Origin of the sequence: Archangium gephyra (assembly GCF_042230915.1) — a bacterium.
GTDB classification, from domain to species: Bacteria; Myxococcota; Myxococcia; order Myxococcales; family Myxococcaceae; genus Archangium; species Archangium gephyra_B.
This window is the reverse complement of sequence record NZ_CP102578.1, coordinates 4,024,230-4,047,255: the sequence shown is the minus strand read 5'-3', so window position 1 is coordinate 4,047,255 and position 23,026 is coordinate 4,024,230. Positions and strand designations below refer to the sequence as shown.

Genomic DNA, 23,026 nt, shown 5'->3' with positions numbered 1-23,026 from the left:
AGGCTCCCCTTACTTCTTCGGCTGGAGCTCGGCGTCGATGACGCTCTTGAACTCCTCGAAGGGCTGGGCGCCGGAGAGCAGGATGCCGTTGATGAAGAAGGCCGGGGTGCCGTTGACGCCCGCCTTCTGGCCGTCGGCCAGGTCGGCCTGCACGATGGAGGCCTTCGCCCCGTCATCCAGGCACTTGTTGAACTTCGCGGTGTCCAGGCCCAGCTCCTTGGCGTAGCCCTTGAGCTGCGGAATCTCGAGCGCCCGCTGGTTGGCGAAGAGCTTGTCGTGCATCTCCCAGAACTTGCCCTGGTCCTGGGCGCACAGCGCGGCCTCGGAGGCCTTGGGCGCCTGCGCGTGGATCTCCAGCGGGAAGTGGCGGAACACCAGCCGGACCTGGGTGGGGTAGGCCTTCATGACCTGATCCACCGACTCATTGGCGCGGCTGCAGTACGGGCACTGGAAGTCGCTGAACTCCACGATGGTGATGGGCGCGTTCTCCGGGCCCTTGGCGGCGCCCGTGGCGGCCACCGTCTTGCGCACCACCGGCGGCTTGGGCGGCTCGGGCAGGGTGACCTTGATGTTGGCGTTGCTCCGCAGCGACTCGATGAACTCGCCCGCGCGCTGCTGCCGGCGGGAGCCGTTGAGGAAGTCGACGATCTCCGCCTTCTTCTTCTCGAAGGTGGCGCCCTTCTCCATCCGCTCCTTGTTGGCCTCGAAGACCTGCTTCATCTCCTCCTCGGTCGGCTGCGGGACCTTGTCCTCGACCTCCGCCTTGAAGAGCTGCTCCACGGTCACGCCACGCTTCTTGGCCTCGCCCTCCACCAGCCGGCGCGTCACCAGGTTGTCCAGGCCCTGGCGGCGCATCTGGAACTTCTGCTTCTCGAGGTTGGCCAGCGGCTCCTGCAGCTGCTCGTTGAGCTCGCCGAAGGTGATCTTCTGCCCGTCACCGTAGGTGGCCACCACCGTGTCCGGCGTGGGCTCACCCGAGGCGGAGGCGGCCGGGGCGGTGGGAGTGGTCGCGGTGGCGCCAGCCGCCGGGGCATTCTCCTTGTTGCAGCCGGAGAAGAGGGAGGCCGCCACGAGAGCGGCCAGAAGCGTGGAAGTGGAGCGCATGAGCATGGGTACGGGTCCTTAGTCGAGAAAACCCCGGACTCGCAAAGAAATTTCTCATGCCCTCCGGGGGCCTGTCTGCCTTCAGGCCACCAGCGGCTCGAGGCCGATTTCCGGCAGGCGCAGCTCGGGCAACTCCAGGTGCTTGCGGGCCGGGACGATCTCGTAGCTGGAGGGGTCCGCCAGCACGGCCTTCACCAGCTTCTGGTTGAGCGCGTGGCCCGTCTTGAAGGCCTTGAGGTGGCCCACCACCGGGCGGCCGAACAGGGAGATGTCCCCCACGGCGTCCAGGATCTTGTGGCGCACGAACTCGTCCGGGAAGCGCAGGCCGTCCGGGTTGAGGATGGAGAACTCGTCCACCACGATGGCGTTGTCCAGCGAGCCGCCGCGCGCCAGGCCCATCTTCTTGAGCATCTCCACGTCGCGCAGGAAGCCGAAGGTGCGCGCGCGGGAGATCTCCCGGTGGAAGCACCGGTCGGAGAACTCCAGATCGTAGGACTGCTCGGTGATGAGCGGGTGCTTGAAGTCGACGGTGCAGGAGATGCGGAAGCGGTTGGACGGCGAGAAGCTCGCCTCCTTGTCACCGTCCACCACGGACACCGTCTTCTTGATGACGAGCAGGCGGCGGGGCTCCTCCTGCTCGCGCACGCCGGCGTCGGCGATGAGGGCGGCGAAGGGAGCGGCGCTGCCGTCCATGATGGGCACCTCGGGCCCGTCCAGCTCCACGCGCACGTTGTCCAGCCCCATGCCGGCCAGCGCCGACATCAGGTGCTCCACCGTGCTCACCTTCACGCCGTCCTTGCCCAGGGTGGTGGCCAGCGACGTGTCCACCACGTACTCGGTGAGGGCGGGGATGGAGACCGGACGCGGCATGTCCGTGCGCACGAACACGATGCCGTGGTTCACCGGCGCTGGCAGCAACGAGAGGTTCACCGGCGCGCCGGAGTGGAGCCCCACGCCCTGGCAACGGACGGGGTGCGAGAGGGTGCGCTGGTTGTACGAGGTGTAAGCCATGATCGGTGTCGCCTCTGAATCGATGCGGGTGCTGCTCTGCCCACCCCCTTCCGGGGACGGACCCGTCAATGTTCACTGCCCATCTGACGCGCCGCGTATCGATGCAAACCACACGCCACTGAACCCACACCTGGGAGGAGGACCGACGGAGTCCTCCATGAGCCCCAAGTGGCGGAATCCACTGGAGTTTCCAGCTGGTTCGCCTGGGAGACCGAAGCTGCCGGCCGCCCTTCCCCCCTCGACTCGCTGTGTACCTACCCCGTCACCGTGACAAATGTGTCCGAACTTCCACACGCCGCGCTCCGTCAGGGCGCGTCATTGACGCGACCCAATAACGCAAGCGGATGCCTGGAATCAAACGGTTGACGAACGAATCCGTGACGCAAGGCGTACTTACGGTGACGGATTCACGACAGCGGCGTCACCGGGTGGCGGCGAGGAAGCGGTCGCGGAGCAGCTCGGCCTCGGCCCGGTCGAAGTTGAAACCCCGGAGCTGGGCACGACGGCTGACGGCGGCGAAGGTGTTCTCCAGCACCATGGAGAAGGCGCGCAGGTCCTCGATGAGGCGGGTGCGCACGGCGGGGCCCTCGGGCGGCCAGGGCAGCTCCGTGAGGAGCGCGCTGAAGCGGTCGAAGGCCTCGTAGTCCACGTAACGCAGCAGCTGGTAGCTGCCGTCCTGGAAGTAGCCGAGGAAGGCCACGATGCTGGAGATGACGGCCTCGGCGGAGGTGACGTCGTCGTTGCGCAGGTGCCCCTCCGCGGCGCGGCACAGCTGGGAGAAGACCCACAGGTCCTTGCGCAGCCGCTCGGCGGCCTCCATGGAGGAGGCGAGCTGCTCGAAGGGGGCCTCGCCGGAGGTGGAGCCCGGGGAGAGGGCCTCGGTGAGGGCCACCACCTGGGCCTGGAAGAGCTGGGTGAAGGCGTAGGAGGCGCGGGCGGCGGCGGCGCGATCCCGGTCCAGCTCCACGAGCACGTCGCGGGCGATGCGATCCGTCTCGCGGGCGATGTCGCGGGCGGCGCGCAGACACGCGGCCTGGAGGGGCTTGGGGCCGGCCTTGGGGGCCAGCTCGTTCTTCAGGTAGCCCACGAGGCTGAGCGCCTCGCTGCGCACCAGGGCGAGCAGCACGCGCACACGGCGGGGGATGGGGCCCTGCGAGTCCTGGCTCACGTAGGCCAGACAGTGCAGCAGGCGGAACAGGCTCAGGTACGCGGTGGTGAAGAGGGGCCGCGTCTCCGTCGGCACCGTGGAGAGCAGCGCCAGCAGGCGCACCGAGCGCAGCCGGTCATACTCCAGGCGGAACTCGTTGAGCCGGAAGGGCCGGAAGTAGCGGTTGAGGACGATCTCCCGCAGGACGAGGTTGCCCACGTCGTTGAAGAGGCTCAGCCCGCACACCGGCAGTTGCAGCAGGTGATCGATGAGGTTGCGCAGCGACTCGAAGGACTGGCGCAGGACGAAGAGGCTCTCCTGGGGCGTCTCCTGGTCCAGCTCACCTTCGATGCGCGAGCGGCGCATGTTGTCGTCGGCGAGCTGCGTCTCGACGTAGCGGCGGAACTGGAGCTTCTGGTCCGAGTCGGGGTCCAGAAGGTGGCGGGCGAGGCGGATGGCCTGGCTGAGGGTGGCGCGGACGTCCTTGAGCTCCTCGCGGAAGTCGCGGGTGACGAGCGGCTTGTCCTGGGGATCGATGACGCCGTTGTCGTGCAGGTGGACGTAGCGCTCCACGCTGCGCAGGAGCATCTCGAACTCGAAGAGGAGCTCCTCGCGGGCCTCCACGGGCAGGGCGCGCAACCAGCGCTCGCGCTCGGAGAGGAAGCCGGCGCGGTTGCCCTGGGAGGTGCGGACGAGGTCCTCGTAGAAGTCACGGGGAACGCGAGACATGGGAGGCGTCGGGACGGCGGTGGCGGTGGTGCTCACCAGAGGGACCCCTGCCCACCCGAGGTGGGCGCCTTCTTGTTGAAATAGCTGTACGCGTGGTGCGTGGCGGTGCGGCCGCGCGGCGTGCGCTGGAGGAAGCCTTCCTGCAGGAGGAAGGGCTCGTACACGTCCTCGATGGTATCGCGCTGCTCGCCCACGGCGGCGGCGATGGTCTCCACGCCCACCGGGCCCCCGCCGAACTTCTCGAGGATGGTGAGCAGGATTTTACGGTCCATCGCGTCCAGGCCGGAGGCGTCCACGCCCAGGCGGGTGAGGGCCGTGGAGGCCAGCTCCTGGGTGATGCTGCCATCGCCCTCGACCTGGGCGAAGTCGCGCAGGCGGCGCAGCAGCCGGTTGGCGATGCGGGGCGTGCCGCGGGCGCGGGTGGCGATCTCCCGGGAGCCGTTCCGGTCCAGCTTCACCCCGAGAATGCGCGCAGAGCGGTTGAGGATCTGCTCCAGGTGCTTGGGCTCGTAGTACTCGAGCCGCTCCTGAATCTGGAAGCGGTCGCGCAGCGGCGAGGTGAGGAGGCCGGTGCGGGTGGTGGCGCCGATGAGGGTGAAGGGCGGCAGATCGATCTTCATCGCCCGGGCGGCGGGGCCGGTGTCGATGGTGATGTCCAGCCGGAAGTCCTCCATGGCCGGGTAGAGGTACTCCTCGATGGCGGCGTTGAGGCGGTGGACCTCGTCGATGAAGAGGATGTCGCGCTCGTTGAGGTTGGTGAGGAGGCCGGCCAGGTCGCCCTTGCGCTCGAGGGCGGGGCCGCTGGTGACGTGGATGCCCACGCCCAGCTCGTTGGCCATGATGTAGGCCAGCGACGTCTTGCCCAGACCCGGAGGGCCGGAGAAGAGACAGTGGTCGAGCGCCTCGCCGCGGCTCTTGGCCGCCTGGACGTACACCTTGAGCTTCTCGACGACGGCGCTCTGGCCCACGTACTCGTCGAAGGAGCGCGGCCGCAGGGAGGCCTCGACGCGGACCTCGTCGTTGAGAGCCTCCTCGGAGAGTGTGTCGTCGGATTTCCGCTTCGCCTTCGCCATGCCCCTCGTTCCTCTGCTGTCACCCTACCAGAACGGCCCCGGTGTCGCGGCTCCTCTCGCGACGGTAGACTCCAGCGGCCCGCCGTCAGGCCGCCTGCCCAGGGAGCTTGCCCCGTGAAGGGACTCGTTTTCGAACTCTCCATCCCCAAGTACGTCCTCGCCAAGGGGATGGGGGGGATGTACCCGAAGTTGCACTATGGGCGCGGGAGCTGCCTCTCCCTGCGTGAGCTGGCCGCCCCCACCCTGCCCGGGCCGGACTGGGTGCGGCTGCGGCCCCTGCTGACGGGGCTGTGCGGCTCGGACATGGGGACGCTCTTCTTCAAGATGAGCCCCCAGAGCGAGCCCTTCAACAGCTTTCCGGCGGTGCTCGGCCACGAGGTGCTCGCCGAGGTGACGGAGCTGGGCCCCCAGGCCCGCGGCGTGGAGGTGGGACAGAAGGTGGTGGTGAATCCGCTGCTGCCCTGCCGCCTGCGGGGCATCCAGCCGCCGTGCAAGCCGTGCGCGGCGGGCCAGGAGAACGGCTGCGAGCACACGGCCGAGGGCTGCCTGGCACCGGGGCAGATGCTGGGTTTCCAGAAGGACCTGCCCGGGGGCATGGGGACGGAGATGGTGGCGCACCCCTCGCAGCTCCACCCGCTGCCCCAGGGGGTGGGAGACAAGGCGGGCGTGCTGGTGGAGCCGCTGGCGGTGAGCCTGCACGCGGTGCTGAAGGTGCCGCTGAAGGACGAGGATCGGGTGCTGGTGATTGGCGGCGGACCGGTGGCCTTCGCGTGCCTCTGGGCCATCCGGGCGCTGGGCTCGCGCTGCCACGTGACGCTGCTGGCGGCCGAGGACTACCAGTTGCGGCTGGCGAAGCAGCTCGGGGCGGACGAGGCCTTCCGGGTGATGAGGGACGACACCGCCGAGGCCGAGGAGGTGGCGCGGCGCACGGGGGCGAAGGTGTACCGCCCCATCCTCGGCCCGCCAGCGCTCACGGGCGGCTACGAGGTGACGTTCGACTGCATCGGCAGCGCGGCCTCGGTGCAGGACTCGCTGCGCTACACGCGCTCGCTGGGGAAGGTGGTGCTGGTGGGAGCGGCGGGGATTCTCGAGCGCGTGGACTGGACGACGGTGTGGCGCAACGAGCTGACGCTGCTCGGCTCCTACGTCTACGGGCCGGAGAGCTTCCGGGGCGTTCGCCAGCACACCTTCGACCTGGTGCTGGAGCTGCTCGCCCGCCGGGAAGGCCCGGACCCGAGCATGCTGGTGACACATACCTTTCCGCTCGCGCGTTACCAGGAGGCCATCGAGGCCAACCTGGCACGTGCCCGCTACCAGTCGGTGAAGACCGTCTTCGATCTCACGGTGAACGCATGAACACGTCCTTCCGTCCCCTCCCCTTCCTCAACGAGGCCCGTGCCGAGCCGGTGTCCGGAGTGCGCCTGCAGAAGCTCCGCCGGGCGGCACAGGAGGCACGAGACGCCTTCACGGCCGGTGGCCCGGTGGCGGCGGTGGCCACGTGCGATCTCGTCACGTTCCCCTTCCCGTCGCTGTTCGCTTTCAGCGGAGGAGCGCTGTCTCCGGCGCCCTACGTGATGATGACGAACCGGATGCAGGTGGTGCAGTACCTGGAGGACGGGGTGACGCGCACCCTGCTCTTCAACCCCAGCGACTACGAGCGCGGCCAGGCGGCGCCCTTCTTCGCGTCGCTGAAGGAGAAGTACGGCGACTTCCTCTCGGACAAGGTGATGACGCGGCGGCACGGAACGGTGCAGAGCCACCTGACGGCGCTGGGACTGAAGCCGGAGGACGTGGACTACATCGCGTTCGATCACCTGCATGTGCAGGACGTGCGGCGGTGGCTGGGCGGGGATGGAGAGCCGGCGTACTTCCCGAGGGCGAAGCTGCTGGTGCAGCGGGCCGAGTGGGAGTCGGTGAAGAACCTGCATCCGCTGGAGAAGGTCTGGTACGTGCCGGGCGGGACGGACGGGGTGCCGGAGGAGCGTGTGGTGCAGCTGGACGGAGACACGTGGCTGGGCCGGGGCGCGGCCATCCTGTCGACGCCGGGGCACACGATGGGGAACATGTCGCTGGCGGTGGCCACGGACAAGGAGGTGTTCGTGGTGAGCGAGAACGGCGTGGCCTCGGAGTGCTACACGCCGCTGCAGTCGATGATTCCGGGACTGCGTGCCTTCGCCGAGCAGATGGGCTGGGAGGTGGTGCTCAACGGCAACACGCGCGAAAGCTCGCTGGAGCAGTACTCGTCGATGGTGGTGGAGAAGGTGTTCGCGGGCCCGTCGCGAGTGGAAGGGGCGTTCGTGAACTTCCACCCGTCGTCGCTGCTGACGGGCTCGCTGGTGGCGCCGGGCCTGTCGCCGACGATCACCCTGCCCGCGCCGAACCACGGGGACATCCGCCCGACGGCCGCCGCCCGCCGCGCGGCCTGAGGCCCAAAGTCACACGCTGTCCGGGTCCCCTCCTCTCGAGGGCCCTCTCCTTCCCACCGCGTCACCACCCCTCGCCCTCCGGGAGAGGGACGGGGTGAGGGTGCCACGGGTACCAGGTTGAACCCGTGTCCGCGCCTCGAGAAATGAATCATGGCTGACCCTGAGCGGCCAGCCACCTGGTCACTTCGGCGAGCATTGGTGCGTGACCAATGTCTTGGTAATGATTGCGCGCGCTCATGGCCAGTTCCAGTGCGCGCGGGGCCACGGGCCTACTTGATGTTCGTCTCGGCCTCGGCGCGCAGGGACTTCGCGGCCTCGGGGTCCACGCGCTGCAGCAGCTCCCACTCCATCTCCATGTCGCGCTGCAGGTTGGTGCTGTCGTTGAAGCCGGGATTCTCCTGGCCCTGATTGGTCCGCGAGCCCTGGCTCTGGGCGGTCTCGACACGGTTCTGCTTGAAGATCTGCACCGAGCACGTGGCCGCGGTGGGCTGCTTGCCACGCACCAGGTAGCGCGCATAGGCGGTGCCCAGCGACGAGGGCGCGCCCGCCATCTGCCAATCGGTGCTGATCTCATACGCGCCCGGCGCCTCGCGCAGCTCCAGCTCCTTCTCCTTGAGCAGAGTCTGCACGTGGGGCCACACGTCGGCGATGGGCTTGCGGTACACGTACTGGCTCGCCTTCTCCTGCACATAGGCCTCGCGGCGGCTGGCGGCGCAGCCGGTGGCGAGCGAGGCGATGGCCAGCACGAGCAACGACAGAGGCAGCAGTGAGCGCTTCGAAGACATCATTGGGAACTCCCCCACGCATTGAAGAATGAGGGGAGGATTTGAAGCATGGCCCTCCGCTCGCGCCAAGTTACCCAACTCGGAAAGTGCTCACCGAGACGGGCGACGCGGTGCTTGGGACGGGGAACTCACACACGGGGCTGCCTCGCGGAAACTCAACGAAGCGGGTGGGACGAACCGCCGCTCCCGTCACTTGTAGTCGACTACAAGTGAAGACAAATTCATCCTACCTATTTCACAACCTACACTTGTAGTCGACTACGAGTGACGGCTGATGGCCCCCTCGAGCCCGAGAAGTCGACGCCCCCTGACTGGACTCCCGGATGGCTGGAAGTGGCGGGTGAGCTGACCGCACCGCCGCGGTCACGCGCGAGCGGGACGCGGGCCACACAGCGAGCGGAGCGCGTCACGCTCGGCCGTGGAGAGCATCGTGACCGGGTACTTCGGATTGCCGCTCGCGCGGTCGAAGAAGGGATGTGGCCACGCCTTGCCGCGGAGCTTCCAGCCGAGCAACTTACGGATCGTCCGCGCGAGCAGGCGCACGTTCGGCTTCACCGACCCGGGCGGCGGATTGCCGATCGCGAACTTGCCGAGAATCCCACCGCGCGGCGCGCCGAAGACCTCGTCACACCGGGGGGCGCCCGGCGCCTGCTGGAACAGTTCGGTGATGATCCCGACGAACGGGAGCTGCGGTGACACCGTGTTGCCGAGCGGCGTCTTGCAGCAGCTCGCATACCAGCGATAGAGGCCCTCGGGCGTGAGGCGCACGGCGGTGATGAGCTCGATGCCGCGATCGAACGAGAGCGTCGATGGCGCGACCTGCACGATATCCGAGCCACCGTGCTCGTCGAGCAGCTCGGCGCGGCCGAGATGGTGCAGGAACGCCTGACAGTCGTCGCAGTAGCAGACGACGCGGTTCACCGTGTCTGGCGCCGCATCGCGCAACCAGCCGTGTATTTTTCCGCAACGACACTGGAGTTCGACGTCTCGAGACATGGAACCCGCGCATACCACCTTCTGGTGTACCCGAGCGACGGCTTCGAGGGCGGGACAACGGACTTCCAGTGCGCACCGATGTGATGTTCCGGCGCTGAGACACGGGCCGAGGCCGGAAGCCGCGCGCGTCCCCTGAATCACTTCTCGCGCGCCCGCCTCCGCCGGAGCGCCAGCGCGCCCAGCGCCAGCCAGGCGAGCGGAGCCACTGGAGCCGCACCGCAGCCGCAGCCCCCCTCCTCGACCTCGGGCGAAGGCGGGCCCGGCAGCTCGCAACTCCCGTCACCGACGCACACCTTCACCTCGGCCTGGCCCCGCCCCCCCGCGGTGTCCACCACGACGAAGCGCACCAGGTGGCCACCCGGAGCCAGCCCCGTGGTGTCCCAGCGGTTGGGTCCACCGCCAAAGTGGAAGGGGTTGTCCGTGCGCGTGTCCGTGAATCGCAGCTCGCCGTCCACGTAGAACTCGGCGTGCGTGCAGCCCACGTCGTCCACGCAGTCGCCGAAGAACTCCGCCGTGCCGCCGGACACGCGCTCTCCCTCCACGGGCCTCGTGAGGATGGCACGCGGCCCCTCATCCGCCTTCACGGTGACGGTCAAGGACTGCTCCGCGTCCGGAGCCACGCCGTTGCTCACCCGTACCGTCACCTCCACGGCCCCCGCTGTCGTGGGCGTCCAGGAGATGAGGCCGGAGCTCATGTCGATGCTCATCCCTTCCGGCACCGTGCCCACCAGCGAGTACACCGGCTCCGGCCGGGCCGTCACCTGCACGTCGTAGCGGTAGGGACGGCCCACCACGGCGGTGGTGACGGGCGAGGAGGTGATGACGGGAGCCAGCGGCTCGTCATCCAGCTCGAACGCCTCCACCGGGCGCGCATCCAGGCCCGGCGCGGCCACGGTGATGGTGGCGGCACCGTCCAGGTTGTCCGGGTCCGGGTCGGCCCGCAGCGTGACGGTCCTCGGGAGGTTCCAGTTGGAGGGAGTGAACGCGAGCGTCGCTCCGTCCTGCACGGAGATGTCGCCGTCTCCCTGCGTATGCGCCACGGTGACGGTGACATTCGCGGTGGGCCGCTTGGACAGCGACACGTCGAACGCCGCGGTGCCGTTCTCCGCGATGACCACCTGCGTGGAGGACAGCACCAGCCGGGGGGCGTTGTTGTCGATGGTGGTGACCACCACCGCCTCGTCCGCCAGCCCCTCCGACGTCACCGTGAAGGTGGCGGTGTCCGCGTCCGTGTCCGCGTCATCCGCCGCCGCGAGCGTCACCACCCGGGGCACGTTCCAGTCCGCCGGGGAGAACGTGAGCGAGGCACCGCTGGCGATGCTCAGCTCCTCGGAGCCGCCCGGAGCCCGCGTCACCTGCACCGTGACGGGCGCGGTGGGCGCCTCGGCCAGCCGCACGGTGAAGACCGTGCGTCCGCCCTCCACCACGCGCAGGTGGAGTCCGGACACCACCAGCTTCTGCCCGGGCTCCGACGGGGTGATGCGGCGCAGGGTGCCCGTGGTGTACCCCAGCGTGTACAGCGCGCCGTCAGGCCCCACGGCCATGTCCACGTGCGAGGAGAAGCCGGTGCCCCACCCGGCCACCGTCTCCACCGAGTTGTCCGTGGCCAGCGTGGCACGGCTCACCTGGCCGGAGTTGTAGTCCCCGAAGAAGTAGTTGCCGCGGAACTCGGGCGGGAAGAGCGTGGCGTCGTAGAAGGTGCCGCCGGTGATGGAGCCTCCCAGGGCCTTCGTCGTCGCAGTGCCCCCGCCGCTGCTCGTATCGGGCAGCCCCGGCTGGGCCACGGTGAAGGTGGTGGCGTTGGGGTCGTTGGGAACGCTGGTGACGAAGTGCTCGCCGTTGAAGCTCGCGTCCGTCACCCCTCCCAGGGTGAGCCGCTCGCCCTTGCGGAAGCCATGCCGCCCGCTGGTGTTGAAGGTGGTGACGCCGCCGCTGCGCACCGCCCCACCCTCCGTGAGGAGGTTGCGCGTATCGGTGCCGTTGGTGCGGTACTTGATGACGGGCGCGAGGTAGCTCGCGGGCTGGTTGTTCTCGTAGTCGTCGTAGCCCGCATGGTCGCTCCTGCCTACGACGAAGACCTGCTCGTAGCTGGTGCCCACGCTGTTGATCCACAGCTTCCCGGTGGCCGGCTGGAACGTGAGGGTGAACGGGTTGCGGAAGCCGCGCGCCCAGATGTACTCGTTGTTGGGGCCCACGCCGTCATAGAACGGGTTGTCGCTGGCGGGCGTGCCATCCAGGTTGGCGCGGCCCACCTTGGCCGCGAGCGACGTCAGATCCGCGTCCACGCCGGTGCCATTGCCCAGGTCACCTATGGCCCAGTAGAGCCTCCCGTCCGGCCCGAAGCCGATTCCTCCACCGTCATGGTTGTTGCCCGTGGTGGGCAGCCGGGTGATGACCTCCGTGCGCGCGGTGCCCGTCCCGTTGGCGTCGGTGTAGCGGACGATGCGCTGCTCGGAGGCGGAGACGGTGACGAAGAGGTAGACGTAGCGGTTGACCACGTAGTTCGGGTCGAACGCGATGCCGATGACGCCACACTCGCTGTTGGTGTGCACCTGGGGCTCCGTCGCGAACAGGCGCGTCAACAGCGTGCTGGTCCCGGGCTGCGTCTCCAGGACGCCGTCCTTCATCGTCACCACCCGCACCGGACCGTTCTTGAGGGTGATGAACAGGCGGCCCGAGCCATCCGGCGCCCAGGCCATGCCCGTGGCGGGAGTCAGCGTGGGGGAGGAGTAGCTCGTCTCGGAGAAGCCGGCGGGCACCGAGGCCCACGCAGGTGGGCACAACAGCAGCACGAACAGGGAGGACAGGAGGGGGGCACGCATGACGCCGGACGCTAACGCACATCCCGCTTTTTCCAGCACGGCAAGCCTCCCCTCCCCCCTCGTCGGCTCAGCGGCCGTTCCCAGGCGTCAATCCCGCATCAGGGTCCGGAACACGGCGGGCAATTCCTGGAGGCCCAGGCCCTCGCTGAGGGCGCGCTTGTAGTTGTCGAGCAACTCCTGAGGGAAGCGCGTGCTGAGGCGGGCGTCCTTGCTCAGCCGGACGATGTGCTCGATGGCCGCGACGTGGGTATTGAGGCTGCACTGGTCGCCCGAGAAGTCGTTGCGCTCGATCATGCCCTGCGCGGCATCGGCGGTGACGGAGACCAGGCCGAGGAAGGAGCTCTTGTGGGAGAAGAAGATCTTCGGATCGAGACCTTCCGCCTTGCACATGGCCGCGGCGTGCAGGAACGCCAGGGAGCTCCCGTAGTAGGCCTCGAGAATCGCGCAGTCGAGCGTCGCGGCGGAACCGATCTTCTCGTCGACGTAGACCGAGTTCCTGGCGATCGCCTGAAGGGTGGCGACGTGCCGGTCGAAGACCGCTCGCGACCCGGCGTAGAAGACCGTGGCGTAATCGGTGGCGACGAAGCCCGGGTAGGCGAGGATCGCGGCGTCCAGGTACTCCACGCCGTGAGCCATCGCCCACTCCAGGCCCGCGCGAGCATCCGCGGGTGAGCCGCTGGTGAGCTGAACGAGCGTCTTTCCGGCGAGCGCCCGCGCGACGCCCTCCGAGGAGAGCAGCTCGGCGCAGGCGGCGTAGTTGGACACGGAGACGACGACGAGTGCTCGTCCCGAGACGGCCTCGATGAGGTTCTCGAACGCGAGGGTGCCACCGCCCACGGCTCGTGCCTTGCTGGGAGTCCTATTCCATACCGCGACGTCGTGACCCGCCGCGGCGAAGGCTCGCGCCAATGCGCTGCCCATGAGGCCGCTGCCGATGACCGCTATTTTCGTGGAACTCCGGGGGTCCATTTTCAATCTCCTTGGGTGAAGCGACAGAAGCACCAACCCCTCCCCACCGGGAGCGGGATGGGGGTGAGGGTAAAGGAAATGGCCGCGGTTGCGCTCCTGGGGCGAAGCGCTGCGGGGTACCGGCGCGCAGCAGAAGTATTGGGTGAAGGATTTCGGCCTCGTGTTCGAGCGGTACATCAAGGCCTGAGGTGGTGAAACAAGAGCCGATTTCTCAAAAAACAAGGCGCGGCCTGCCTGGCTGCACGGGGGGCGTGTGTGTTTTTCAACGCACGGATGACAAGACTTTTCAGTTCAGGTCTATTCGGGTATCCGTGTTTATCCTGAGTAATCCCATCACAAGGAGGTCAGGTGCTTCGACGACTCATTCTGGGAGCGGCCCTGTGCTTGTCGGGGGAGGCCTTGGCCAAACCACCCGCGGGCAACGTGTTCTGCGCCACCTACCCCACGGCGCCCGCGTGCACCGGGCAGCAGCCGGCCTGCACCTACTGCCACGTCGCACCGCCGCAGCGGAACGCCTTCGGTGCCGGGCTGGAGGCCCAGTTGGCGCCCGGTGCACCGCGTCCGCTGTCCGATACGGACTTCGCCTTCGCGCTCCCCACCGCGCTGAGGGCCGTCGAGGCGCAGGATGCCGACGGTGACGGCGTGTCGAACCTCGTGGAGCACCAGCGCGGCACCCTGCCGGCCGACGCCAACAGCGTGCCGGTGCAGACGGACGGCTGCGCGGCGGGCACCAACCCCCAGTACGACGTGTGCCGCTACGACGCACGCTTCGCCTACCGCCGCGTGCTGCTCGACTTCTGCGGACAATCGCCCAGCTATGCACAGCTCAAGGAGTTCGCCGCGCTGAGCGCCGATGAGCAGCGCTCGCGGCTCGACGCCGAGCTGGACCGCTGCACCACCAGCGAGTTCTGGCGTGGCAAGAACGGGCAGCTGTGGAAGCTGGCGCACCCGAAGATCCGCCCCGTGGGCTCGCTCAAGGCCGGAGAGGACAAGGGCGCCATTCCTCTCGCCGACTACTACGACGACTACAACCTTTTCGCCTACGCGCAGCTCGACGACCACGACGCGCGCGAGGTGCTGACGGCGAAGCACTACGTGCGCCGGGACACGAACCCCACGCGCTACTCGGTGGTGCCCACGCTGCCGACGCAGTTCGTCGATGAGGCACACCGCGCGGGCAACATCACCTCCTCGTGGAGCCTCATCTACTTCGTGATGTTCACCGCCCTGCCCCGCAACGCCGCAGCCCAGAGCTACCGCGCCTACCTGGGCCTCGACATCGCCAAACAGGAGGGCCTCTACAGCGTCCCCGGCGAGCCCCGCGACTACGACGCCAAGGGCGTGACGTCGCCCACCTGCGCGGCCTGCCACGCGACGCTCGATCCGCTGAGCTACCCCTTCCGCAACTACCAGGGCCTGTCCCTCACGGCCCGCAGCACCTCGGCACGCTACGTCCCCGGCCGCCTGGAGACGTACTTCAGTGACGTCGCGCCGGACATCACCCAGACGCCCGAGGCCGGCTATCTCTTCGGCAAGCCGGTGGCGGACCTCGTGGAGTGGGCGCAGGTGGGCGCCAACAGCGACGCCTTCGCCATCGCCACCGTCACCGACTACTGGAAGCTGCTCATCGGCCACCCCCCGACGCCCGAGGAGCATGCCGAGTTCGTCTCCACATGGCAGCGCTTCAAGGGCACGCACCAGTACCGCGTGCAGCGCATGCTTCACGATCTGATCCGCACGGAGGCCTACGGTGCGCCCTGACTCTCTTCGCGTGTTGCTCCTGTCCGCCGCCTGCGTCCTCACCGCCTGCCCGTCCCCCACCCCCTCCGTCCCCGACGCCGGTACGCCTCCTCCCGTCGACTCCGGCCCTCCGGCGGAGGTGACGCGCTCGTCGCGCAACAACCTGCGCTTCAAGGGCCCCGAGCGGCTGGCGCTCGACTTCGCGGCGGCGCTGTCGCTGCCGGCCGAGCAGGTGTGCAACGAGCTGGGCCAGTACCCCTGCACCAGCTCCGTGCACACCGTGGCCCTGGGCGGTGTCGAGCCCTACGGCCTGGGCTTCTACGAGCCCCTGCCCTTCACCGGGGTGACCACGCCCATCGCCGTCGACCGCGTGGCGCTGGCGGCGTGCGGCCAACGCGTCACGCTCGACGTCACCACCCCCGCCGAGGCCGTCATCTTCGGGGGCATCGAGCTGAACGCCCAGGGACGGCTGGCGAGCCGGGAGGGCGAGCCGGTGAAGAACGCCATCACCGCGCTCTACCAGCGCGCACTGCTGCGAGACCCCACGGAGCCCGAGGTGGGCGCGTTGTTGCAATTGGCCACCGACATCGAGGCCTCGGGCAGCACGGCGCCCGGCCGCGACTGGATGAAGGCCGCCTGCTTCGTCGTCCTCTCTTCCGCCGAGTCCGTCTTCTTCTAAAGGGAAACGCCATGTCACTCCGCAACAATGGCCGGCTCTCGCGCCGGGAGATGTTGAAGGCGCTGTCTCTGTGCGCCGCGGGCTCCGCGACCCTCGGGCCCCTGCTGACGGGCTGCCGCGATGCGATCACCACCCCGGAGGCCCTCGAGCGGCTCGGGGGCGTGCGCCGCGACCGCCTCGATGGCAAGCCCCGCTTCCTCATCGTGGTGGGTGCCGCCGGGGGCGCCTCCATCGTCGATAGCTTCCTGGCGGTGCGCGCCTCGGAGGCTGGCGCCAACGCCTCGCGGCTCAACACCTTCGCCGACGAGCAGGTGCAGGGCGTGGAGGGCTCCCCCTTCCGCGCGGTGAAGGTGAACAGCCCCCGGTTGGGCAACATCCCCCAGGCGGTGAACACGGATCAGCTGCCCTTCGTGCGCAAGCACAAGGACTCCATGCTGGTGGCCACCTCGGTGGGCACCTCGGTGAACCACGTCATCGCGCAGAAGCGCAGCATCACCGGCAACGCCGCCTGGCGCGGCCGCACGCTGCAGGAGTGCGTGGCCCTCCAGTACGGCGCGGGCTTCCCCATTCCCAACGTGAACATGGCCATGGGGGGCTACTCCGAGCGCGGTACCGACCACTCGCTGCCCTCGTACTGCTACGGCGAGGTGGTGAGCAACGCCTCGCTCTGGCCGCTGGGCCTCGATGGCAGCAAGGGCCTCAAGGACGCGCCCCCTCGCGACGTGGTGGAGCTGGCCCGGCGCACGCGCAACACGCTCGACTCGCAGTCCGTCTTTGGACGGACCTTCGAGAACGCACCGGCGCTCCAGCGGTGGAACGAGCAGCGCATCGTGGGGCAGCCGTCGCTGGAGGCGCGCGAGCTGATCAACCGCCTCAACGTGCTGCCCGACCAGCCGCCGAGTCTGCCGCTCTCCGAGTACGGCCTGTCGAGCTCTCCGGACGGGGAGCGGCTGCGCGCGCTCTTCCCGGACTACCTGACGGACCCCGTGCAGAGCCAGGCGGCCCTGGCCTTCCTGCTGCTCAAGTACCGGGTGTCGGTGACGGTGACGCTGGGCCCCTCCTTCAACGTGGCGGTGGGCAACACGCGGGAGCAGTTCATCGCCAGCCCGCCGTTGGCCTTCGACTTCAGCCACACCGAGCACCGCTCGGGCCAGGCCTTCATGTGGTCGCGGGTGATGGGCGTGGTGGACAAGCTCATCGAGCTGCTCAAGGCGGAGCCCTTCGATGAGACGAGCGGCGAGAGCATGTGGGACCGCACGTTGATCTACGTGGCGACCGAGTTCGGGCGTACGCGCTCGCGGCCCACCGACGCCGTGGAGTTCAGCACCGGGCATGACCTCAACAACGGCTTCCTGATGCTCTCGCCGATGATCAAGGGCAACACGGTGCTGGGAGGCATGGACCCGCTCACCGGGCTGACCTACGGCTTCGACCCGCGCACCGGAACGCCAGAACCCGGAAAGATGACGACGAACGAGCCCGACATCTTCTCGGGAATCCTGACGGCCCTGGGCGTCGATACCTCGGGCAGCGGGCTCCCCGACGCGAGCGCCTTCGTGCGCACCTGAGCCGGACCCGCCGGGACCCCGCGAGCGGAATGGGGTCCCGGAGCTCAGGGGTCGAGGTGGGCCTCCCCTCCTCAGCGCTCGAAGCGGATGATGCGCTCGATGCGATAGGTGGATGCCTTCTGCAGGGGCTTGAGGAGCATCAGCTCGGCGGGCTGTCCGGGCTGAACGGTGTACTGCCTGGGCTGGTCCAGCTGGAGGGTGTCTCCCTCCTTCTCGGCGGACCCGGACCGCGGCACAGCGAACAACCCGCTTCCGTCCACGGTCTCCAGGGCTCCCAGGACGCGCAGGTCGCCCAGCTCCTCCACCTTGCCCACCAGGGCGAGCGCGGGCCCCTGGCCGTTGTCGCGCACCGTGCGGGTGACGGTGAGGCCCACGTCCGCGGTGAAGGGCTTCCCATCCGCGCCGAACAGCCCCACGCCCTTGAGCATGAGGTAGACGAGGCCCGAGCTGTCGTTCTCCGGAATGGACTCGTAGCGCGCCACGTCCGCCTGCGCCGCCTTGCCGCTCGCCAATGCATCCAGCGCGGTGGCGAGTGCGACGAAGTTGAGCTGCACCAGGGGCGCATCCGGAGTCCGCGAGGGCCACGGGCCCGTCTCGATGAGGACGGAGGGCGTGCCCCAGCGCGTCATGTTGTCGCCGAAGGCGCGCACCTCGAAGGAGTCGTCGTAGCGGCCCACCTGGCCGGGAGCGAGCGGCTCCAGGGCATCGCGGATCACCGCGCACACCTTCTTGGCCAGCACCCGCCCCGGGTTGTCACTCCGGGGCTCGTCGAAGGCCGCCGCGAGCAGCGAGATGGAGGCCGGGCGGCCCGTGTTCCCCACCGCGTGGCGCCAGCTCTGGTTGTGCAGGTTGAAGCCGATGAAGGGCTGGAGCCTGTCGCGGAGCGCCTTGAGGGTCCGGGCCTCGGGGGTCTGCAGGGCGAGCGCATCCCGGTTGATGTCGATGCCCTGGGCGTTGCGGCGCTGGTAGCGCTCGGCGCCGTCGGGGTTGAGCAGCGGCACGGCGTGGAGGGTGAGCTCGGAGAGGATTCGCGCGACCCAGGGCTCCTCGCGGTGCGTCCGGACGTACTCGAGGAAGTCGAGCAGGGCCGTGGTGGCGGTGGGCTCGTCGCCATGCATCTGGGACCAGAGCAGGACGTGCCGGGCTCCCTTGCCCAGGGAGACATGGTAGAGGGCGCGCCCCTCCACCGAGTGGCCCACCACCTCGAGCTGGAAGAGCTCGGGAGCCTTCTCACGCAAGCCCTTCAGGTGATTCTCCACGTGGGAGTGGCGCACCAGCGGTGGCAGGGGGAAATCCTTCGAGTGGACCTGCTCCCAGAGCTTCGTGAGCGCCTGGGGTCCTGGGACGGCGGCGGTGGTCTGGGGGGAGGCGGGCGTACTCGCGAGCAGGGCGGAGAGAATCAGGGCGGTCATCATGGCGTGTGCCGGCGGACTGTAGCCCAGCCGCCTGCCTTTGATGGTACGAGGCGGCACGGGAGAGAGGACCATGCACTCACGACGGATCGTCGGCCTGGCGCTGTTCATCACCGCCTCCGCCGCGCTGGCCCAACAGAAGACCGGGGATGCGGGCTGGGTGGAGCGCAGCAACGCCCATGCGCAGGTGCTGCTGGACACCCTGGCGCGGTTCACCCCGGAGGAGGCGTCGTCCATCGGCGTCGCCACCGCGGACGAGCAGGTACTCGACCTCGGCCCGCGCGTGGGCGAGCGCACCCGCGCCGCGATGGCCCAGGCGCAGGCCGAGCTGGAGAAGCGCCTCGCTGAAGAGAAGGACCCCAACGTCCGGCAGGATCTGCAGTTGCTCATCAACAACGCGAAGGACTCCATCCAGGGGTCCACGCTCAACGAGCGCTACCTCCTGCACTGGGTGGACGCGCCGCGGGAGATCTTCCGGGGCCTGCAGGGCCTGCTGGAGGAGGACATCGCCCCGGAACGCCGCGCCAAGGCCCTGGTCCGCCTGCAGCGCTACGTGGGCCTCATCCCGGGCAGCACGCCGTTGACCTCGCTCGCCCGGGCCCGCTTCGAGGAAGGACTGTCCCAGCCTCGCTTGCTCGGGCCGGTGAAGCGCGAGGTGGAGCAGGCGCTCACCCACGCGCCCACCTATGTGAAGGGCATCCGGGACCTGTTCACCGAGTACAAGATCTCCGGGGCCGAGCCCGCCCTGGCGGAGCTCGAGAAGCAGCTCGCGGACTACGTCCGCTGGGAGCGGGAGGTGGTGATGCCCCGGGCGCGCGAGGACTTCCGCCTCCCCCCCGAGCTCTACGCCTTCGGGCTCAAGCAGTTCGGCATCGACATCCCGCCGGAGCAGTTGATGCGCCGCGCGCAATTCGAGTTCCTGGAGATCCGCGCGCAGCTGGAGGCGATGGCCCCCCTCGTGGCGAAGGCCCGAGGCTTCCAGGCCACCGGCTACCGGGACGTGCTGCGTGCGCTGAAGAAGGAGCAGCTCGGCCGCGAGCGCATCGAGGGCCACTACCGCAAGGTCATCGGCGAGCTGGAGCGGCTGATCTCGAAGCACCGCGTGGTGGAGCTCCCGAAGCGCGCGATGGTGATGCGCCTGGCCTCGGAGGCCGAGAGCGCGGTGCAACCCGCGCCGCACCTGAGGACGCCGACGCTGGTCGGCAACACCGGGGAGCGGGGTCAGTTCGTGCTGCCCCTGGGCGGGCGCGGCGGAAGGAGCGAGGCCTACGACGACTTCACCTTCGGCGCCGCGGCCTGGTCGCTCTCGGCGCACGAGGGCCGCCCCGGCCACGAGCTGCAGTTCGCCGCGATGATCGAGCGCGGCGTGTCGCTCACGCGGAGCCTGTTCGCCTTCAACTCCGTCAACGTCGAGGGCTGGGCGCTCTACGCCGAGGCCGAGATGGTCCCCTACGAGCCCCTCGACGGCCAGTTCATCGCCCTGCAGTTCCGGCTGCTGCGTGCGGCGCGGGCCATGCTCGACCCCATGGTCAACCTGGGCCTGCTCACGCGCGAGGAGGCCGGCCGCGTCCTCACCGAGGAGGTGGGACTCTCCGAGGCCATGGTCCGCCAGGAGCTGGACCGGTACACCTTCCGCTCTCCGGGCCAGGCCGGCAGCTACTTCTACGGCTACACCCGGCTGATGGAGCTGCGCGCCGAGACCGAGCTCGCCCTCGGCCCGAAGTTCGACCGGCAGGCCTTCAACAACTTCATCCTGGACCAGGGACTGCTGCCCCCGGACCTGATGGCGAAGGCCGTGCGCGAGGAGTTCCTTCGCACCGCGTCCATCTCCGTGCATGATGCGCCGCATCGGAGGAGTCGATGAAGAACCGGATCGTGATGGCAGTGGCGGCCCTGGGCCTGGCGATGTCCCTGGTGGGCTGCAAGAGCGAGTGCCGCGTCGCTTGCGAGAAGAAACAGGAGTGCGTGTCCTCCGGCCTCGACGTGGCCAAGTGCACGGACACGTGCGAGCAGAAGGTCAAGAAGGACAAGGACTTCTCGGCCCAGGCGCAGGAGTGCTCGCAGTGCGTGAAGGGCCGGACCTGCTCCGAGACCATGAAGCAGTGCCTGGACGACTGCATCACCGTCGTGGGCCTCTGACGGCTCTCTGGAGCGCCCGCCCGCTCAGGTCCCCGGAGGCTTGCGCGGCAGGTCCACGCTGAGCATGGCCTGCATCAGGTCCACCAGGCCGGGCCACGCCTCGGCCGACAGCCACACGCCCTCGGAGTCATGCTCGGCGTTCACCGCCAGCGAAGAGGACTCGAAGAGCCGCGCCGGCACCGCGCCCTCCTTCGGCAGCGCCCCGGACACCTGGAGGCGCTGCCCATCCCAGCTGAGCCCCTTGGGCATCACCTGATCCAGCACGGTGCGCAGCGCGGCCTTGCCCCCGCCCAGGCGCAACACGCCCTGCACCAGCGCCGAGGCTGCCCGGGACTCCTCCAGGTCCACCCGGCCCGGCGTGCGCAGCGTCAGGTGGTAGCGGCCCGAGGCCAGCTCCAGCCGCTCCAGGGCCACCTCCACGCGCAGCTTCCAGCCGGAGACCTCCAGCCGCACGTCATAGGTCTGAGGCCCCGCCACCCAGTCGCCCACCGAGAGCGCCTTCACGTCCCGCAGGGCCCTGCGCGCGAGGGCCTCCACCCGGGCGTGTGACAGGCGCAGCCGCTTGCGGCCCACGTCCACCGTCACCTCGCCGGACAGCCCCGAGGGCAACTTCCCCACCCACTCCCGTGCGCTGTCCCACCACCGCGAAGCACCAGACATCCCTGCGCCCTCCTGGCTGCAACCCTGGCCCGTATCTGGCCCAGGAGCTGCCCCGGTTTCAAGCGCACTGAACGGGTAGGCCGGTGTGCCCCCCCGGCCGCGTGTGATTAGATGTCTCCAGGCATGACGATCGGTTCCAAAGAAGGCCCCCCGCCCCCGTGGCCGGACATCCACCGGGCGGTCCTCTCCACGCTCGATGCGCTGGCTTCGTCCACCGGATGGATTCCCACGGCCGCCACGGTCGGTATCGAGCCCGTCTTCGAGCGCGTGCTCCAGCAGATCTGCCAGCCCCAGGGCGTCAGCCCCGAGGCCTACATCGACGTCATCACCCGGGACGCCGGGATGCGGCGGGAAGTGCAGAAGCGCCTGGCGCGGCTGATGGAGACCCCAGCGCTGGTGAACATGCGCCGCGAGGCCCAGCGCCGCGAGGCCGAGCACCAGCTCCACGTGCTGCACTACGTCCTGTCGGGCCAGGAGCCGCCCGAGTGGGTGCTGGCGACGATCGACGAGGAGCAGCAGCAACAGCTCCGGGACGCGGCGGAGTCGGGCGAGGAGCGGGATCCCGTGCTCCTCCCGCGAGTGCAGAGCGCCCTGCGGAAGCTGGCCGCGGACCCCACGACGTACGGCCAGTGCGAGGACTGCGGCACCACCATCCTCCTCGAGCGCCTGCAGCTCGTGCCGTGGGCCGAGTGCTGCGCGGCCTGCCAGCGCAAGCGCGAGGGTGTGCCGGACGTGGCGCCGGAGCCCGTGGTGGCCGTCACCTACTTCTGACCGCGCGCCCCCTCCACCACGCGCCGGGCGATGGCGCGGCTGATGGGGTGCCCCAGCTTCAATTCGACGTCCAGGTAGATGGGTGAGCTGTTGAGCTCCAGGAACACCCACGCATCGCCCTGGTGCTTGATGTCGATGCCCGCGAAGGTGAGGCCGCACGCCCGCGCCGCCTCCCGGCAGAAGCGCTGGACGGGCTCGGGGAGCGCCACCTCGCGGTAGGAGGCCCCGCCCCCGCTGTAGATGGGGTCCGCCCGGAAGTCGAGGTGCTGCTCGGGCGTGTCGATGGCCACCGCGGAGACGATCTCCTCCCCCACCAGCATGATGCGCAGGTCCTCTCCCGGGGCGCGCTCCTGGAAGATGACGGGCGAGGCGGTGACGTCCTCGAGCCGCGCGAGCGCCTCGTCCTCCAGCACCCGGGTGATGGCCCCGCCCATGATGGGCTTGAAGATGACGTCCTTCACCTCGGCGTGGAAGGCGCGGATGGCGGCGGGGTCGTTGGAGATGAGCGTGCGAGGCACCTGGGCCCCGAGGCTGCGCAGCACGTGGAGCTGGAAGGGCTTGTATTGCATGACGCTCGCGGCGTGCGGGGCGTTGACCAGCGTGGCGCCCCGGTGGGCGAGCTGGAGCAACCACGCCACGACGTACGAGGCCCGCTCGCGCGTGTGCATGAAGGTGGTGAACCAGTCCTCGTAGAGGACGAGCTCGTCATCGCGCTCCAGGGCCGGCACATAGGGCGAGGGAATGGCGCGCAGGTAGAAGCCCCGGACGTCGTCCACCGGCTCGCCGCGGTAGAAGGTCCGCCCGTCGAGCATGGACAGCGGCAGGCCCCGGTCGAGCGCATCGGGCTCGAGGAACAGCGTGTCCGCACCGAGCGCCGCGGCCTCGCGGGCCACGGCCTTGCACTGCACATCCGACGCTCCGCCAAAGATGCCGATCCTCAAACGCACTCCCCCCGGGAAATGGACACGCAGATGGTCCGGGCCGTGCACACCTTG

General features: G+C 69.1%; 20 protein-coding genes. 9 read left to right on the top strand and 11 right to left on the bottom strand.

Translation table 11 applies throughout. The annotated features are described in order from the left end of the window. Positions 1–9 precede the first annotated feature (9 nt). From NR798_RS16355 to ruvB, 4 genes are all read right to left on the bottom strand, one after another. A complete protein-coding gene (locus tag NR798_RS16355; RefSeq protein WP_375772401.1) occupies positions 10–1,110 on the bottom strand; it encodes a thioredoxin domain-containing protein in 1,101 nt (366 codons plus the stop codon). A gap of 75 nt (positions 1,111–1,185) precedes the next feature. Further along, complete coding sequence (gene lpxC / locus NR798_RS16350; protein ID WP_375772400.1) at positions 1,186–2,115, bottom strand: UDP-3-O-acyl-N-acetylglucosamine deacetylase; 930 nt, start codon at positions 2,113–2,115, stop codon at positions 1,186–1,188. Positions 2,116–2,536: 421 nt separating this feature from the next. Further along, positions 2,537–3,991, bottom strand: a complete 1,455-nt coding sequence (locus NR798_RS16345; RefSeq protein ID WP_375772399.1) for a hypothetical protein — start codon at positions 3,989–3,991, stop codon at positions 2,537–2,539. Between the two features lie 32 nt (positions 3,992–4,023). Continuing rightward, positions 4,024–5,064 (bottom strand): Holliday junction branch migration DNA helicase RuvB, encoded by a 1,041-nt coding sequence (gene ruvB / locus NR798_RS16340; protein ID WP_375772398.1) that lies wholly within the window; start codon positions 5,062–5,064, stop codon positions 4,024–4,026. 114 nt (positions 5,065–5,178) lie between these two features. Here ruvB and NR798_RS16335 point away from each other — a divergent pair, with 114 nt between their 5' ends. Both NR798_RS16335 and NR798_RS16330 read left to right on the top strand, forming a co-directional pair. Beyond that, positions 5,179–6,420 carry a zinc-binding dehydrogenase gene (locus NR798_RS16335; RefSeq protein ID WP_375772397.1) on the top strand — a complete coding sequence of 414 codons (1,242 nt, stop codon included), beginning with the start codon at positions 5,179–5,181 and terminating at the stop codon, positions 6,418–6,420. Then, positions 6,417–7,490: a hypothetical protein gene (locus NR798_RS16330; protein ID WP_375772396.1), complete on the top strand. Its 1,074-nt coding sequence runs from the start codon at positions 6,417–6,419 to the stop codon at positions 7,488–7,490. Before NR798_RS16335 ends, NR798_RS16330 begins: the two co-directional genes overlap by 4 nt. 269 nt (positions 7,491–7,759) lie before the next feature. Here the strand turns inward: NR798_RS16330 and NR798_RS16325 are convergent, their stop codons facing one another. The 4 genes from NR798_RS16325 to NR798_RS16310 form a co-directional block, all read right to left on the bottom strand. Continuing rightward, positions 7,760–8,278 carry a hypothetical protein gene (locus NR798_RS16325; RefSeq protein WP_375772395.1) on the bottom strand — a complete coding sequence of 173 codons (519 nt, stop codon included), beginning with the start codon at positions 8,276–8,278 and terminating at the stop codon, positions 7,760–7,762. A gap of 360 nt (positions 8,279–8,638) precedes the next feature. Next, positions 8,639–9,271 carry a DUF6151 family protein gene (locus NR798_RS16320; protein WP_375772394.1) on the bottom strand — a complete coding sequence of 211 codons (633 nt, stop codon included), beginning with the start codon at positions 9,269–9,271 and terminating at the stop codon, positions 8,639–8,641. Positions 9,272–9,408: 137 nt separating this feature from the next. Then, the gene (locus NR798_RS16315) at positions 9,409–12,093 is read right to left on the bottom strand and encodes a PQQ-dependent sugar dehydrogenase (protein ID WP_375772393.1); all 2,685 of its coding nucleotides are present in this window, start codon (positions 12,091–12,093) and stop codon (positions 9,409–9,411) included. An 87-nt stretch (positions 12,094–12,180) separates the two neighbouring features. After that, positions 12,181–13,062 (bottom strand): NAD(P)-dependent oxidoreductase, encoded by an 882-nt coding sequence (locus NR798_RS16310; protein ID WP_375772392.1) that lies wholly within the window; start codon positions 13,060–13,062, stop codon positions 12,181–12,183. An 88-nt stretch (positions 13,063–13,150) separates the two neighbouring features. On the opposite strand from NR798_RS16310, the gene NR798_RS16305 reads away from it, so the two are divergent. The 4 genes from NR798_RS16305 to NR798_RS16290 all read left to right on the top strand — a co-directional run bounded on the left by NR798_RS16305 (position 13,151) and on the right by NR798_RS16290 (position 17,049). Next, positions 13,151–13,249 carry a YvbH-like oligomerization domain-containing protein gene (locus NR798_RS16305; RefSeq protein WP_375772391.1) on the top strand — a complete coding sequence of 33 codons (99 nt, stop codon included), beginning with the start codon at positions 13,151–13,153 and terminating at the stop codon, positions 13,247–13,249. A gap of 212 nt (positions 13,250–13,461) precedes the next feature. Beyond that, positions 13,462–14,823, top strand: a complete 1,362-nt coding sequence (locus tag NR798_RS16300) for a hypothetical protein (protein WP_375772390.1) — start codon at positions 13,462–13,464, stop codon at positions 14,821–14,823. Further along, complete coding sequence (locus NR798_RS16295; protein ID WP_375772389.1) at positions 14,813–15,481, top strand: hypothetical protein; 669 nt, start codon at positions 14,813–14,815, stop codon at positions 15,479–15,481. The genes NR798_RS16300 and NR798_RS16295 overlap by 11 nt, the downstream gene beginning before the upstream one ends. 11 nt (positions 15,482–15,492) lie before the next feature. Beyond that, positions 15,493–17,049 carry a hypothetical protein gene (locus NR798_RS16290; RefSeq protein WP_375772388.1) on the top strand — a complete coding sequence of 519 codons (1,557 nt, stop codon included), beginning with the start codon at positions 15,493–15,495 and terminating at the stop codon, positions 17,047–17,049. A 71-nt stretch (positions 17,050–17,120) separates the two neighbouring features. On the opposite strand, the gene NR798_RS16285 is transcribed toward NR798_RS16290, so the two are convergent. After that, complete coding sequence (locus NR798_RS16285) at positions 17,121–18,464, bottom strand: M14 metallopeptidase family protein (protein WP_375772387.1); 1,344 nt, start codon at positions 18,462–18,464, stop codon at positions 17,121–17,123. Positions 18,465–18,534: 70 nt separating this feature from the next. On the opposite strand from NR798_RS16285, the gene NR798_RS16280 reads away from it, so the two are divergent. Further along, on the top strand, positions 18,535–20,325 hold the full coding sequence (locus tag NR798_RS16280) for a DUF885 domain-containing protein (protein ID WP_375772386.1): 1,791 nt from the start codon (positions 18,535–18,537) through the stop codon (positions 20,323–20,325). Next, positions 20,322–20,600: a hypothetical protein gene (locus tag NR798_RS16275; protein WP_375772385.1), complete on the top strand. Its 279-nt coding sequence runs from the start codon at positions 20,322–20,324 to the stop codon at positions 20,598–20,600. The genes NR798_RS16280 and NR798_RS16275 overlap by 4 nt, the downstream gene beginning before the upstream one ends. Positions 20,601–20,624: 24 nt before the next feature. Here NR798_RS16275 and NR798_RS16270 read toward each other — a convergent pair whose 3' ends face one another. After that, positions 20,625–21,260 carry an Hsp20/alpha crystallin family protein gene (locus tag NR798_RS16270; RefSeq protein ID WP_375772384.1) on the bottom strand — a complete coding sequence of 212 codons (636 nt, stop codon included), beginning with the start codon at positions 21,258–21,260 and terminating at the stop codon, positions 20,625–20,627. A 123-nt stretch (positions 21,261–21,383) separates the two neighbouring features. Here NR798_RS16270 and NR798_RS16265 point away from each other — a divergent pair, with 123 nt between their 5' ends. Then, positions 21,384–22,031: a TraR/DksA family transcriptional regulator gene (locus NR798_RS16265; protein WP_375772383.1), complete on the top strand. Its 648-nt coding sequence runs from the start codon at positions 21,384–21,386 to the stop codon at positions 22,029–22,031. Here the strand turns inward: NR798_RS16265 and NR798_RS16260 are convergent. Next, on the bottom strand, positions 22,022–22,972 hold the full coding sequence (locus tag NR798_RS16260; RefSeq protein ID WP_375772382.1) for a RimK family alpha-L-glutamate ligase: 951 nt from the start codon (positions 22,970–22,972) through the stop codon (positions 22,022–22,024). The two genes, NR798_RS16265 and NR798_RS16260, sit on opposite strands and share 10 nt — an antisense overlap. Positions 22,973–23,026: the final 54 nt, after the last annotated feature.